The organism is Kitasatospora cystarginea (genome assembly GCF_039533515.1).
GTDB classification, from domain to species: domain Bacteria; phylum Actinomycetota; class Actinomycetes; order Streptomycetales; family Streptomycetaceae; genus Kitasatospora; species Kitasatospora cystarginea.
In genome coordinates this window covers 61,922-75,951 of sequence record NZ_BAAATR010000015.1, presented here as the reverse complement: position 1 = coordinate 75,951, position 14,030 = coordinate 61,922, and the positions used below count along the sequence as shown (strand labels likewise).

10 protein-coding genes and 1 pseudogene are annotated in these 14,030 nt (G+C 70.6%); 3 read left to right on the top strand and 8 right to left on the bottom strand.

Annotated features, from left to right (window positions below; all coding sequences use genetic code 11):
* Positions 1–15: 15 nt before the first annotated feature.
* From ABD369_RS18360 to ABD369_RS18345, 6 genes and pseudogenes are all read right to left on the bottom strand, one after another.
* Entirely contained in the window at positions 16–2,553 is a 2,538-nt protein-coding gene (locus ABD369_RS18360; RefSeq protein ID WP_344637511.1) for a SpoIIE family protein phosphatase, read from the bottom strand.
* Between the two features lie 189 nt (positions 2,554–2,742).
* Positions 2,743–4,725 (bottom strand): potassium transporter Kup, encoded by a 1,983-nt coding sequence (locus ABD369_RS18355; RefSeq protein ID WP_344637510.1) that lies wholly within the window; start codon positions 4,723–4,725, stop codon positions 2,743–2,745.
* A gap of 653 nt (positions 4,726–5,378) precedes the next feature.
* Positions 5,379–7,325, bottom strand: a complete 1,947-nt coding sequence (locus ABD369_RS18350) for a potassium transporter Kup (protein WP_344637509.1) — start codon at positions 7,323–7,325, stop codon at positions 5,379–5,381.
* A 157-nt stretch (positions 7,326–7,482) separates the two neighbouring features.
* Positions 7,483–7,728: pseudogene (locus ABD369_RS41170) on the bottom strand (IS30 family transposase); the annotation flags it as partial.
* Positions 7,729–7,846: 118 nt separating this feature from the next.
* Positions 7,847–7,921 (bottom strand): 50S ribosomal protein bL37, encoded by a 75-nt coding sequence (locus ABD369_RS41540; RefSeq protein WP_486327263.1) that lies wholly within the window; start codon positions 7,919–7,921, stop codon positions 7,847–7,849.
* Positions 7,922–7,944: 23 nt separating this feature from the next.
* Positions 7,945–8,763, bottom strand: coding sequence for an SDR family NAD(P)-dependent oxidoreductase (locus ABD369_RS18345; RefSeq protein WP_344637508.1), 819 nt, complete (start codon positions 8,761–8,763; stop codon positions 7,945–7,947).
* A gap of 576 nt (positions 8,764–9,339) precedes the next feature.
* Between ABD369_RS18345 and ABD369_RS18340 the strand changes: the two genes are divergently transcribed.
* Complete coding sequence (locus ABD369_RS18340) at positions 9,340–9,519, top strand: hypothetical protein (RefSeq protein ID WP_344637507.1); 180 nt, start codon at positions 9,340–9,342, stop codon at positions 9,517–9,519.
* Positions 9,520–9,548: 29 nt separating this feature from the next.
* On the opposite strand, the gene ABD369_RS18335 is transcribed toward ABD369_RS18340, so the two are convergent.
* Positions 9,549–11,096 carry a Na+/H+ antiporter gene (locus ABD369_RS18335; RefSeq protein WP_344637506.1) on the bottom strand — a complete coding sequence of 516 codons (1,548 nt, stop codon included), beginning with the start codon at positions 11,094–11,096 and terminating at the stop codon, positions 9,549–9,551.
* A 687-nt stretch (positions 11,097–11,783) separates the two neighbouring features.
* Here ABD369_RS18335 and ABD369_RS18330 point away from each other — a divergent pair.
* Both ABD369_RS18330 and ABD369_RS18325 read left to right on the top strand, forming a co-directional pair.
* Complete coding sequence (locus ABD369_RS18330; RefSeq protein WP_344637505.1) at positions 11,784–12,269, top strand: hypothetical protein; 486 nt, start codon at positions 11,784–11,786, stop codon at positions 12,267–12,269.
* Positions 12,270–12,463: 194 nt separating this feature from the next.
* A complete protein-coding gene (locus ABD369_RS18325) occupies positions 12,464–12,730 on the top strand; it encodes a metal-sensitive transcriptional regulator (RefSeq protein ID WP_344637504.1) in 267 nt (88 codons plus the stop codon).
* A 126-nt stretch (positions 12,731–12,856) separates the two neighbouring features.
* On the opposite strand, the gene ABD369_RS18320 is transcribed toward ABD369_RS18325, so the two are convergent.
* Entirely contained in the window at positions 12,857–13,768 is a 912-nt protein-coding gene (locus tag ABD369_RS18320) for a C1 family peptidase (protein WP_344637503.1), read from the bottom strand.
* Positions 13,769–14,030 lie beyond the last annotated feature (262 nt).

Here is a 14,030-nt window from a genome sequence, read left to right as displayed (position 1 = left end):
AGCCGGCCCGGGAGCTCATCCGGGCCGGTACTCGGTGAGCAGCAGGGCGATGTCGTCGGAGCGGAGCGGCGAACGCCGGGCCTTGCGCAGCAGGTGGTCGGCGAGTTCATCGAGGCTGCCGGCGCGGGCGTGGGCGAGTGAGGCCCGCAGGTGGTCGATGCCCAGACCGACGTCGCTGCCGCGCTCCTCGACGAGCCCGTCGGTGTAGAGGGCGAGGATCGATCCCGGCGGAAGGTCCACCCGGGTCTCGGGGTAGGTGCTGGCGACGTCGACGCCGAGGAGCGGGCCGCCTGCCAGGTCCAGCACGTCGGTGCCGCCGTCGGGGCGGCGCAGCAGCGGCGGGCAGTGCCCGGCGCGGACGGCGTGGGCACGGTCGGTGCTCGGGTCGATGCGGATGTAGCAGCAGCTGGCCAGCAGCCCGGGGTCCAGGTCGGTCAGCAGCCGGTTGGTCCCGGCCAGGACTGCGCCGGGGGAGTGGCCGGCCGTGGCGAAGGCCCTCACCGCGCTGCGCAGTTGGCCCATGGTGCCGGCGGCGGCCACGCTGTGGCCCTCGACGTCCCCGACGACCAGGGCGACCGCGTCCTCGGTGGGGATGACGTCGTACCAGTCGCCTCCGATGTCCATTCCGCTGGTGCCGGGCAGGTAACGGCCGGCGGTGCGGATACCGGGCAGGTCGGGCAGCCGGTGCGGCAACAGCGCGGTCTGCAGGCCGTGGGCGAGGGCGGACTTCGCGTCGTAGAGGCGGGCGCGTTCGAGTGCCTGGGCGATCAGTCCGCCGAGCGCGGTCAGCAGGCTCCGGGCCTCGGGGGTGAAGCGGTGGATCTCGTCGAAGCCGAGGATGCAGGTGCCGACGGGACGGTTGGAGGCGATCAGCGGCAGGTACGCCCAGGCCCCGGTACGGTCCAGGGAAATCACCGGCGGGACTTCGGTGAGATCCTGCTGTGACTCGATGAACCTGGGCAGCCCGGAGCCCGGCGTCCGCGTCCCGGGTAGCGGGGCACCGAGCGGTCTGCCCTCCAGCCAGCGCAGGAAGTGCTCGTGGCGGCTGGTGTGGAAGAGCAGGCGGAGCCGGCCGTCGTCGATCACGTAGATGGCCAGGTGCTGCCCGCCGAAGGCCGGCAGGAGCTGGTCGGCGACCACATCGCACACCTCACCGGTGGTGACGGCCTCGGTCAGCGCGCTGCCCAGCTGCAGCACGTGGTAGATGGCGCCCAGCCGCGCCGGTACGGCCTGGGCCGCCGGGGGAGGGCCGAGCGCGGTGAACGCGGGTGGGGAGACGGACCGGGTCTCCCGCCCGGGCGCCACCGCGGGCCCGTCCGGGGCCGCCGACGGGTGGGGTGGCCCCGAGGATGCCACTCGGCCGGTCACGCCGTTCGCGTCCGGGTGGAGGGCGAAGGCGAGCCACCGGTCCGGCGGGCGGCAGGCCAGGAAGTCGGTGGGCAGCTGCGAGACCATCGCGGCCCGGTGCCGGTCCTCGAAGGCCGGATCGGACAGCCACGGCAGGACGTCCCACAGGCGGTGGCCGAGCAGCTCCCGGCCACTCACGCCGAGCAGCGGCTCCAGACTGCGGTTGGCGTAGGTGATCCGCCCGTCCGGGTCGAGGGCGAACAGCCCGTCCCGCAGCCGTTCCACCGCGGTGACCGCCGCAGCGCCGGGCCCGGCGTCGAGTACGCCGCCGATCAGGTGGGCCCGCGCCTCCTCCCCTGGAGCCTCGGGCACCCGGCCCCAGAGCTCCACGGTGCGGTACCCGTCGCCGGCCCGGACGCGCAGCCGCCTGGCGAGGACCCGGCCGTGCGTGACGGCCGCGCGGGCGGCGGCCCGGAGCGAGGCCCGGTCGCCGGGGTGGAGCCGGGAGGCCAGTGTGTCGGCCCGCCCGTCGAAGGCGCCGGGCGTCAGCCCGAAGATCGCGCACAGCTCCTCGTCGGCGGCCAGGGCGCCGGTGTCCAGCCGCCAGTCGAACAGGCCGACCCGTACCGCCGGTGCGTTTTTCGGCGCCGGGATCTCGACCGGGACGGTCCTGGTGCCGCATTCGAGGGTGTCCCCGCGGGCCCGTAGCGCGGCGAGAGCGGTGCCGAGGCGGTTGGCGACGGCCCGCAGGTGGCGGAGCTGCGATTTGGAGAGCCCCGGGTGCCCGGGCGGTGCCGCCCACACCACCGCGAGCGCTCCCAGGCTCTCCGGCCCCGCCCGCACCGGTACCGACGCCGATCCGAAGGCGTACGGCAGGGCCACCGCGAACTGGGGGAAGCGGCGCACCGCCTCGTCGGCGTTGGCCAGGTGGACCGTCCGTCCCGACCGGTAGGCCACGGCCACCGGGATCGGGCTGTTCACCGGGATGAACCGCCAGCCGCCGATCAGGGAGGGCGGTGTACCGCAGGCGGCGGCCAGCACGATCGAACGGCCGTCCCGGGAGCGGAGGAAGACGCTCCCGGCGTGGGCGCCGGTCTCCCTGACCGCCCTGACGGCGGCCGCCACCAGCACGTCCTCGCGCTCCGCCGCCATCAGCTCGGCCACCGCGGTCTCGGCAGCCCGTCCGGGACGGCGAGCACTTCTCACGACATCCGGGCTCGTCGCCGTACCGTTCCCGACGTGCGGGCCTGCCCGCTCCGCCGGCTCGGGCCGACCCATGCTTCTTCCTGTACGTCCGGTTGCTGCCGGTGTCAAGGCGGGCCACGCCGGACCGGGTCCTCGACCACCGCACAATGCAGGTCAGGAACGGTCCTGACCTGCAACGTGCTCACCGCCTCACATCGAGACCTGGGCGCCCATGATGACGCAGCGGTCGCTGGGAAGCCCGAAGTACGTGACGGGGCTGCTCGTGTTGTTGGCGATGGTCAGGAAGAGCTTCTTGCGCCAGCGCCGCATGCCCGGCTCGTCGGTCCTGATGATCGTCATCCGCGACAGGAAGTAGGACACCTCGTCGACCTGCAGCCCGTGGATCTGGCCCGCATCCGGGAGCTGTGAGGCGAGCCGCAGGACCTGCGGGATGTTCGGCTCGTCCATGAAGCCGAAGCGCGCGGTGAGGTGCGTGATGCCGTCGTCGTTGTGGCCGAGGTCGTCGAAGACGCATCGCTCCGCCTCGGGGACGTGCGGCACCCGTTCCACTACGGCCGACAGGATGACCACGTTCTTGTGCAGGGTGTGGTTGTGCTCGACGTTGGCGCGCAGTGCCAGCGGAGTGGTCTCGGCGTTGGCGTTGAGGAACACCGCGGTGCCGTCGACCCGGTGCACGGGCGGGTCCATCGCGTCGACCTCGTCGACGAACGCGCGCAGCGGGCCCTCCAGCGCCGTCCGGTTCGGGGTGACGATCTGCCGTCCCCGCTGCCAGGTGATGAGGATCGTGAAGACCGAGAACGCGACCAGCAGCGGCAACCAGCCGCCGTGCGTGACCTTGGTGAGGTTCGCCGCGAAGAACGCGATCTCGCTGGTCAGGAAGACGACGGCGCCGAGCACGATCATCCAGACCGGCTTGCCCATCATGATGCGGGCAACGGCCAGGAAGAGCACGGTGTTGAGCACGAAGGTGGCGGTGACCGCCACGCCGTACGCGGAGGCGAGCGCGGCGGATGAGCCGAAGCCCAGCACCAGGGCCACGACCGCGCCGAACAGACCCCAGTTGATCATCGGTGCGTAGACCTGGCCGACCTCGTGCTCCGAGGTGTGCCGGATCGTCAGGTGGGGGAGGACACCGAGCTGCACCGCCTGGCGGGTGACGCTGAACGCACCAGAGATGACCGCCTGCGAGGCGATGACGGTGGCCACGGTCGCCAGGATCACCATCGGGAACTGCGCCCAGCCGGGCATCAGGAGGAAGAACGGGTTCGCGATCGCCGACGGCGAGCGCAGGATGAGCGAGCCCTGGCCGAGGTAGTTGAGCGTCAGGGCCGGGAAGACCAGGAAGAACCAGGCACGGTGGATCGGCGCTCGGCCGAAGTGCCCCATGTCTGCGTAGAGCGCCTCGGCACCGGTCACGGCCAGCACGACCGAGGCCAGCGCGACGAACGCGATCATCCCGTGGTCCACGATGAACTGCAGGCCGTACACCGGCGACAGCGCCTTGAAGATCGCGGGGTGGCTCGCCACCTCGAACGCGCCGGCTGCGCCGATGATGACGAACCAGACCGTCATGATTGGGCCGAACAGGTTGCCGACCAGATTGGTGCCGTAGCGCTGGATCGCGAAGAGCAGCACCAGCACCGCGATCGTCACCGGGACCACGAAGTCGCTCAGACCTGGTGCCGAGACCTTCAGTCCCTCGACCGCCGACAGCACCGAGATCGCTGGCGTGATCATTCCGTCGCCGTAGAACAGCGACGCCCCGAAGATCCCGAGCGCCACCAGGATCACCTTGGTGCGCACCGACTTGAAGGACAGCTTCTGGACGAGGGCAGTCAGCGCCATGATGCCGCCCTCGCCGCCGTTGTCGGCGCGCAGGATGAACGTGACGTACTTGACCGACACGATCAGTGTGATCGCCCAGAACACCAGCGAGATGACCCCGTACACCTGGTCCGGAGTCGTCCCGACCGCGCCGTTGTCGGCGGTGAAGACGGTCTGGATCGCGTAGAGCGGGCTGGTGCCGATGTCACCGAAGACGACACCCAGCGCACCGAGAGTCAGGGCTGCCGTACCGGGGCGGATGCGGCGGGGTCTGTTGCCGTCGGGCGCGCCGCCGGGTTCGGGGGAGGCAGGACTGTCAGGCGCGCTCTTAGCGGGTTCTATACGCATAATGAGCGACGATGATACGCATGGCGCGATCGGGCGACGGAGCCCTGGCGCCCCCCAGAACACAGCAGGAGCCGTTGTTTCGGGACGGCTGTCGGACCTGGCGGAGATGCACATCGACGCAGGTCAGCTGCTACGGTCCAGTCGTCCCTTAGTGGTTGTGCCTTCTGGACGACGTCGGGACGCCAACAGGACAAGGCCCAGCGGAAGCCGGCTGGCCCGTCATCCGTTAACGCTTCTCTAACACTCCTTTTTACGATTCTTTGACGGGTGGCGATCCATGCGTCGCGGAGGGCACGCTCGTCGGTCTCCGAACGGTAGCCGGTGGACGACTCTCGGTGCTCGGCGGAATCACCTCTGATCCGCACCAGGGACGAGGGGAGCCCATGGGGAACGTCGATGCGCGTGGTCGGCTCGAGGACGGGATCACCAATGGTCGTCTCGCATTCAGGCACCACACCCTGAACCGGTATCAAACCCCTGAACGGGTGGAGTCCCCACACCGCTTCCTGGACGCAACCGCAACCGCAACCGCAACCGCAATCGTCGACCAGGTACTGCGACATCCCGGCCTCCAGCGACGTGCCGCGCACCAGGACACCGACCCGCGCCGCGTACTTGGCGAAGTGGATTGCGGCCTGGCCAGGGAGGCGCGCCTACACCTCGATGTGCGAGCCCATGATGACCGTGCCGTCGCGGGGGAGACCGAAGTACTCGGCGGCGTCGGCGGTGATGTACGAGGTGGCGATGAACAACCGCTTGCGCCAGGGCGCCATCGTCGGCGCCGTCCCGCGCCTGAGCTCGATCTTCGACAGGAAGTAGGAAGCGTGCTCCAGCTGTAGCCGCCCTTCGGTTTCGGCTGGCTCCAGCAGCGCCAGCGCGCCGGGCACGTCCGGTGTCTCCATGTAGCCGAACCGGGCGGCGACGTGGATGATCCCGTCCTCGGCATAGCCGAGGTCGTCGACGACGATCCGCTGGTCGGCCGGGACACGGGGCACGGGCTCGGTCTCGATGGACAGAATCACGACCTGGTCGTGCCGGACGTGGTTGTGCTCGACGTTGGCCCGCATGGCCAGTGGCGCGGTCTGCTTGCCCCGGTTGAGGAAGACGGCCGTGCCGGACACCCGGAGTGCCGGCATCTCGCCGGTGTGCAGCTGGTCGACGAACTCGCGCAGCGGGCCTTCGTGTCGTGCTCGCTCCGCGGTGACGACCTTGCGGCCGCGTTGCCAGGTCGTCATGACGGTGAACGCGGTGAGGCCGATCAGCAGGGGCAGCCATGCGCCGTGGAGAAGCTTGGTCGCGTTGGCCGCCACGAACAGCAGGTCCACGGTGAGCAGCACGGTCGCGCCGACGGTGACCAGCCACACCGGCGTGCCCCACCTCGCGCGGGCGACGTAGAAGAACAGCAGGGTGGTGATGGTGATGGTTCCGGTGACCGCCATGCCGAACGCGAAGGCCAGCGCCGTGGAGCTGCGGAACGCGAAGACCAGGGTGAGGACCGAGACCATCAGCAGCCAGTTGATCCAGGGCACGTAGATCTGACCCATGGTGGACTCGGAGGTGTACGCGATCCGCAGCCTCGGCAGGTAGCCGAGCTGAGCGGCCTGGGAGGCGACCGAGTACGCGCCGGTGATCACCGCCTGGGAGGCGATCACCGTCGCCGCCGTGGCGAGCACGACCATCGGCAGCCGTCCCCACGCGGGAGCGAGCAGGAAGAACGGGCTGCTGATGTGCTTCGGATCGGCGAGGATCAGCGCGCCCTGGCCGAGGTAGCTCAGTACGCACGCGGGGAAGACGAGGATCAGCCAGGCGCGGGTGATCGACCGGCGGCCGAAGTGCCCCATGTCGGCGTAGAGCGCCTCGGCGCCGGTGACCGCGAGCACGACCGCGGCCAGGGCGAAGAACGCGGTGCCGAGATGGCCGACCAGAAACCCCAGGGCATAGCTCGGTGACAGCGCTCTGAGGATCTCCGGGTGGTCGGCGATGCCTGCCACACCGCACGCGCCGATGGCCGCGAACCACGCGATCATCACCGGCCCGAACACCCGGCCCACGGCTGCCGTCCCCCTGCGCTGTACCAGGAACAGCACCACGATGATCGCCGCGGTGCCCGGCACCACGGCGCTCTCCAGCGACGGCTCGACGACCTTGAGCCCCTCGACTGCGGACAGTACCGAGATCGCCGGGGTGATCATGCTGTCGCCGAAGAAGAGCGACGCCCCGAAGATTCCCAGCGCGGCCAGCGCGGCGGTGGTCCGGCGGCCGCGCCGTGAGTCCGACCGCCGCAGCAGGGTGATCAGTGCCATGATGCCGCCCTCGCCGTCGTTGTCGGCGCGCATCGCCAGCAGCACGTAGGTGACCAGGACGATGATCACCACCGACCAGAACACGAGCGACACGACCCCGTACACGTTCTGTGTGGTGACCGGGACGGGGTGCGGGTCGCTCGGGTTGAACACGGTCTGCAGGGTGTAGATGGGGCTGGTCCCGATGTCACCGAAGACCACGCCGAGAGCACCGATGACCAGTGCGACGCGCGCCGTGTCGTGTTCGCTCGAATGGCGAGCCTCCGGCGGCCGCGGTGTGGAACCGCTATCGGCCATGGTGGTGGTCCTCCTCCGGGCGAGCTGCTCCGCTTCAGGGCTGGTTCCTTGCGGCGGACGATACCGATCACATGGCGCAACCGTCGGCAGGCGTGCACAGCTTCATCCCGATCGGTGTCCGTTGCCTGGCTCATGATCAGCGAGCGCCCGGCGGAGGTTCCTCGCGCAGGCATCGGGACGGCCCGGACGCGGCGGGCGCCCGCTCGGGTCGAGCGGGCGCCCGGAACCTGTTCGGGTCCACCCGGCCGCTGCGCCACTCGCGACCGGTGCGCGGGTGGACGCCCACGAGCCGGGACGCCTCTTTGCTGCTGTTGCCCTGCACGAGCCGGAAGTGTTCCTCCCGCTCGGCACGGAGCTTCCCGGGCCCCTGCGGCTTCCGGTCCCGGCGGATCTCGAAGTCCATCGCATCCCCTGAACCGGGATGTTGCGACGAACGCTCGAACCCAAGCGCGGGGTTCCCGGGGCTTAGGTGGTGGTGAACCCGGCGCCGGTGGCACGCGGCGCCGGGTGGCTCGGGACGGTTACTGGCCGGACTTGCGGCCGTGGTTCGCCTTCTTCTTGCGGCGGGCTTTCTTCTTCCGGGCGCGCTTGGACATGGCTCTCCTGATCTTCGGGGGATTCAGGCCCTGGTGGCGGTCAGCTGGTCGGCGAGCTTGGCGAGGCGTCGCTGTGAGCGCTCCTCGTGGACGGCGACGGCGGTGGGCGCGATGTCACCGCCGTCGTAGTACTCACCGTTGCTGAGCGGAACCGTGGGCAGGCAGAGGCGGACGACCGCGGCCGCTCCCTCGGCCGGCGGCGCGCCGACGCGCCCGTACAGCGGGAGCAGAGCGGTGTCGCACAGGCCGGGGTTGACGCTGACGGCGGTGATGCCGGAAGCCTCGGGAGCCATGTAGCGGGTGGCCATGCTCAGCGCCAGCTGGGACTGGGCGTAGGCGGCGACCCGGGAGTACTTCTTGACCCGGTTGGGGTCGGTCCAGTTCATCGAGGCGGTGCGGTGCAGGGAGGAGGAGACGTTGATGACCCGGGCGCCGCCGGCGGCCGCGAGCGGGCTCTGCAGCAGCTTGGCGAGCAGGTGGGCGGCGAGGAAGTTGACCTGGAAGGAGACCTCCACTCCGTCATCGGTCAGGGTGCACCGCTCGGGGGCCATGATCGCGGCGTTGTTGATCAGGAGGTGCAGTGCGGGGAAGGTGCCGGTGATGGTGTCCGCGAGGTTCGCCACTGAGGCGAGTCGGGTGAAGTCGGCTGCGACCATGTGGAGTTGGCTGCGGGACGCGCCCCGTGCCACCAGCCGTTCGAGGGCGCGCTCGCCCTCGTCCGCGGTGCGGGCGTGGACGATGACGGTGGCCCCTTGATCGGCGAGCAGCCGGGCGGCCTCCCACCCGATGCCGGAGGAGGCTCCGGTGACGAGGGCGGTGCGGCCGGAGAGGAATGCGGACATGTTCCATCCATGGGTGTGCGGGCACGCCCGGGGTGTCGGAGGCGCACGAGCGCGCGCAAGGCCGGGTGCCGGAGGTGCGGGAGGTGAAATCGGAAGGCCCGGACGGCTTTTGACCCCAGTGGCCGGGCGGCGGGAAGCGCAGACGCCGCTGCCGTCGTCCGTCTGCGCTGAGCGCTCGGTGTGCCGCTGCGGGGAGGCCGCGGCGCTACCGGAGGGCGCTGGTGGCCGTGGCGGCAGCGCGCGTCCGCGGATGCGGCGGACGGTCGTGGTGGCGTGCCGGACGGTTCATGTCGTTCATTCAAATCCAAAGGCAGCGGAGGGACAAGGGAGAGGCGCCCGCTCTGATGATTCCTTGATGCGCCGGTCAGAAGAGGAACTGAACGACCAGCAGGTCGATCAGCTTGATGCCGATGAACGGCAGGATCAGTCGACCACGTTCGAGCCCAGCTGATCGACCTGCTCCAGCTGCGCGGCTGCCGCTTCGAGTACGGCCCGTTCCTCGGCCACCCGCCGCGCCTGGAACACGACGGCTCGATCGCCGTCGGATGCAGGGCCGGGGCCACCGATGTCCTCGGGATGCCCGCCGAGGAGGTGGAGCTGCGGCTGTTCGACAACGGCAGATACATCGGGCGCTTCATGCTCGACCCCGTGCCGGGGAGCATGCCCGGTCGGCAGGTGCTGCTCGTCGCGGTGACCCTGGCCGACCAGGCCGGTGCGGCGCTGGACTCCGTATCCCGGCCCACGGCGGCGGCCTGAATCCCGTGCCGCGTTCGGGGCATCCGTTCCTACGGGCTTCCGAGTGCGGCTTCCTCCCGGTCGAGGTCGTGCTGCAGGCGTCTGCGGGTGGTGTCGCTGACGAGGTGCTCGTCGTACAGACGGTGCAGTTCGGCGTTCTGGACGGCTATCACCTCACGCCGCAGCTGGCGGTAGGTGGCCTCCGCGTTGCCGCCGTCCGGGCCGTCCGGGCTACGGTCGAGCCGGGCGCTCAGGTTCCGCCGGACCCGGTCGACGACCATCTCCGGTACGGCCTCAAGGGTGGCGAGGTGTTCGACGTGGTCGAGCCCGGAGCGGTTGAGGGAATCACGGGCATCGGCCTCTTCACGTGCGGTGTGCTCGGGCTCCAGTGCCAGCCCCGAGCGCCCGACCACCGCCGCCAGCGTCAGACCCTGCACCACCAGGGTGAAGACGACCACTGCCGTCGTGAGCACGAGGATCAGCGGGCGTCCGGCCAAGGCGGTGCCGCCGGTCCCGGTGAGCGGGATCGACAATGCGGCGGCCAGCGGCATGACGCCCCTGGTCCCGGCCCAGGTCACCACTCCGGCCACCCGCCAGGACAGCCGCCCCCGGCTGGGCTTGACCGTGCGGGTCAGCGGCAGCGTCCACAGCACCCGCACGGCGATCAGCACGACGGCCAGAGCGAGCGCCTGCAACGGCCACTGCCCGCTGCCCTTCGGCAGCCCGCGCACCAGCTCGGGCAGCTCCAGGCCGACGATGCTGAACACGACGCTCTCCAGCAGAAACACCACCACGGCGTAGACCGCGTGCAGCTGCAGCCGGATGTGGGCGTCGGTCAGGCGGTGGCTGGAGCGACCCAGCAGCACGCCGGTGACGACCACCGAGGTGACGCCGGAGGTGTGCGCGGACTCGGCCAGCACGTACGCCGCGTAGGGAGTGACCAGGGCGATCACGGTCTCCAGCACCGGATCGGTGGTACGCCGCCTGACCAGCGTGACCAGGCCCGCCACAGCGGCGCCGATCACACTGCCGCCACCCCCGAGCAGCAGCAGCTCCCAGCCCGCCGCCGGCAGGTCCACCGCGCCCCCGGCCACCACGGCCACGCCGACCGCGACCTTGAACAGCACCAGCGACGTCGCGTCGTTGAACAGGCTCTCCGCCTGCACCAGCACCTGAACCCGGCCTGGCAGGGCCAGGCGCCGCCCGAGTGCCGTGACGGCTACCGGATCCGTGCTGGACAGCACCGCGCCTAGGACGAACGCCATCGCGGGCGGCAGGCCGGTCACCGCGACGGCGACGAAGCCCACGGCCGCCGCAGAGGCGAACACCAGCCCGAAGGCGAGGATCGTCACCGGCCGCCACACGACCCGAAGGTCGCGCAGCGACAGCTCCTCTGCCGACGAGTACAGCAGGGGCGGGAGTACCACCAGCGCGATCGCCTGTGGCGGGACGTGCAGCGCCGGCACACCGGGTATAAGCGCCACCCCCAGTCCGACCAGGACCAGAAGCGACGGAGCGGGCACACGCAGGCGCCCGGCGAAAGTGGACACGGCGGTCGCCAGGACCACCAGGAGGAGAACGATTCCCACGGCGTGCATCTACCGAAAGACCCCATCACGACGAGCGGGGTCACCGCCGCCCGTCGCTGCAGTCGTCCCCCGAGCCGACCAGGCTTCCCGGCACACCTTGAATAATTTTATCGGGACATTAGCACTGATCGACAGATTTTCGTGGGCGCCGTCTGCAACGGGGGAGCCGCAGCGGTCGGTCGGCGATCGCGCCGACCGACCGCTGCGGCTGCTCATCACGTCAGCTGGCCGGTTGTAGCTGAAGGACGCTGTCACGATCGGCACCGCACCCGGTCAGTCCAACGCCGACCTCGACCTTCTCGGGCTGTGCGAAGCCCCTCCGAAGTACGGCCCAGCCACCGGACTGCGGACATTGCGGACGGGCCTTCCGAAGAACCAGGAAGCCGGGGGCACCAGGTGGACGGGCGGAGCACACCGTGAGCAGCGACCGACCCGCCTGACCGGTGGTAGTCGAGCCCGACGACACGCGACCCGCCGGGTGCGCGCGTCAGGATGCCGCTAAGAAACCGCACGCGGACACCGACGGACAGGACAGACCCAGGTGACCCGCCTACTGTCGGGGCCGTGGAACGCAGGAACCCTCCCCGACCTCTCCCGGCAGCCGGTAGTGGCCAGCGCCGCGACAGCCAACCGGAACCGGTCGTCAGCGACCGGCATTGGCCTGCCGCCTCACGCTGTGCCATTGGCAGCGGCGTCATGTTCCTCGTGCTGGCGGTACTGGTCGACTGGGAATCGGGCGGACTGACGCCGGAGCGCGCCGCACTGTGGGCGCTGTTGGGGGGCGCTGTCTTCGCGCTTCTCCTACCGCCCCGGGTGGTCGCAGGCGAAGGATGGCTCGAGGTGCGCACCCTGGCTCGCCGCCGTCGAGTGCGCACCGATGCCCTGGTGACGGTCCAGCACTCGGGGGCGATTGCCGCGCGCCTGATCCTCTGCGATACCTTCGGTGGCCGGGCCGAGGTCGACCCGCGAGTTCTCGCGGCCAACCCGCTTCTGTGGCACCGTCTGGACACCGACGCCGGCCGCGCACGGCGGCGCGGCACGCTGCGGGCGGGCGTGGACGTGCTCCGCCGACTGGAGGAACAGATCTCCGGCGACCAGGCCTGGGCAGTGTTCACGTTCTCCGGCCTCATACAGCGGCCCGGGTCCGGCAGCGGTACCCGACCGGGTTCCTCCGATGCCTGAGTTCTCCCGATAAATGCTGCGACCGGCCCCGGCCCGGCCGGCCCGCCATCGAGGACACCCTGGCCGCACTCCGGGGATGACCGCTGGCCGGGCCCGCGCCGTCCGGTGGATCGGCCAGCGGTCCGAACGCCCGGCCGTAATACCCCCTGAGGTATGCTGATGGGATACCGGGACCAGTCCAGCGGAGGTGGCCCATGCAGGTCGACGATGATGCGGTCGGCGCGGTACTGAACCGACTCCGCCGTGCGCAGGGGCAGCTCGCGGGCGTCATCGCGATGATAGAAGCCGGTCGCGACTGCAAGGACGTCGTCACCCAGCTGGCCGCAGTCTCCCGCGCCCTGGACCGTGCCGGATTCAAGATCGTCGCTAGTGGCATGCGCCAGTGCATGGCCGCCGCCGACGGCGACACCCCGCCGATGACCGAGGCCGAACTCGAGAAGCTCTTCCTGGCCCTGGCCTGACGCCCGGCACCGGGGAGCCGGGCGCGCCGTTCAGCAGTCCGCCGCTCGGTGCCCGGGCGGCGGGCGGGGCCAGGAGGGCGGATGGTGGGCGGGGCCGAGTGGGCCCCGCCCTGGCCGGCCGGTGGATCAGCTCTGGACGAGCTTGCCCATGGCGTGGACCTCCTGGACGTCGCCGGTGTCGAAGAAGCTCCACGGCACGGTGACGAAGCCGCCGTCGCCCCAGCTGCTGCCCCAGCTGTTCTCGATCTTCACGCCCTGGTCGTTGTAGCCGACGATGGTCACCTCGTGGCCGCCGACGATCGGGTCGCTGTCGGAGTCACCGGGCAGGTAGCTGTAGTTCGAGGCCGACTGGGCGTTCAGGTCCATGAAGCTCTGGTGCACCTGGAAGCCGATCGGCACCGGCATGCCCCGGGATATCGCGTTCTCGATGGCGCTCCTCGCCGCCGAGCCGCTGGTGGGCAGCTCGGTGAAGCCGGACAGCTTGTACCGCGCGGCGTTGGCACGCTCGTTGTCGTCCGGCTGGGTGGTGTAGTCGGAGTCGCCCTGCCAGTAGTCGGACTTGGTGTCGATGCCCTGCTGCTGCTCCATGGGCAGCGCGACGCTCGCGTAGGTGCCCGTGTCATTGCCCTGGGCGATCTGCGAGTAGATGAACATCGGGGCCATCGGGGTGCCGCTGATGTTCTGCTCGTTCATCAGGATCCCGTAGCCCGTGTAGCCGGTGGCCCAGGTGACACAGGCGCCGACCTGGCCCTGGTCGCCGGGCGAGAGCGCGTACCCGCTCAGGTCCGCGCTGGCCGGCGCGGCGCCGGCCCGGGCGAACGGGGCGAGCGCGTCCGCAGCAGCCACCGCGGAGGGGTGGGCGGCGCGCTGGTGGGACTTGAGCGCGGCGAGGTCGAGGCCCAGGCCGTGCCGCAGGTGGTGGGAGTGGTGGGCGGCCGGACGCTGGACGTCGGGCGTCGCCGCCGTGGCGGCGGTCGTGGTCGTGAGACCGGCGAGGGCAACGGCGGTGGCGATGCCGATCGCTCTGGTGATGCGCATGCAGAGGCTCCTAGGGGGTTACCCGGCTGGGTCCCAGCGGGCACGCCGTGCCCGCCGCGTTGGGGGTGCGGCGGGCACGGAGAAGCGAATGGTGGGGGTGACCCGGATGACTGTTCGTCAGGCGGGCTGCGGATCACCGTAGATGACCGGGCATGCTCCTGTCATGGGGGGTTCATGACAACGTCGTGAACCTGACATTCCTGAATCGGCGGCGGGCCGCCCTGGTAAGGCCGCAGGCCCACTCGCAATTGGGCGCGACCCG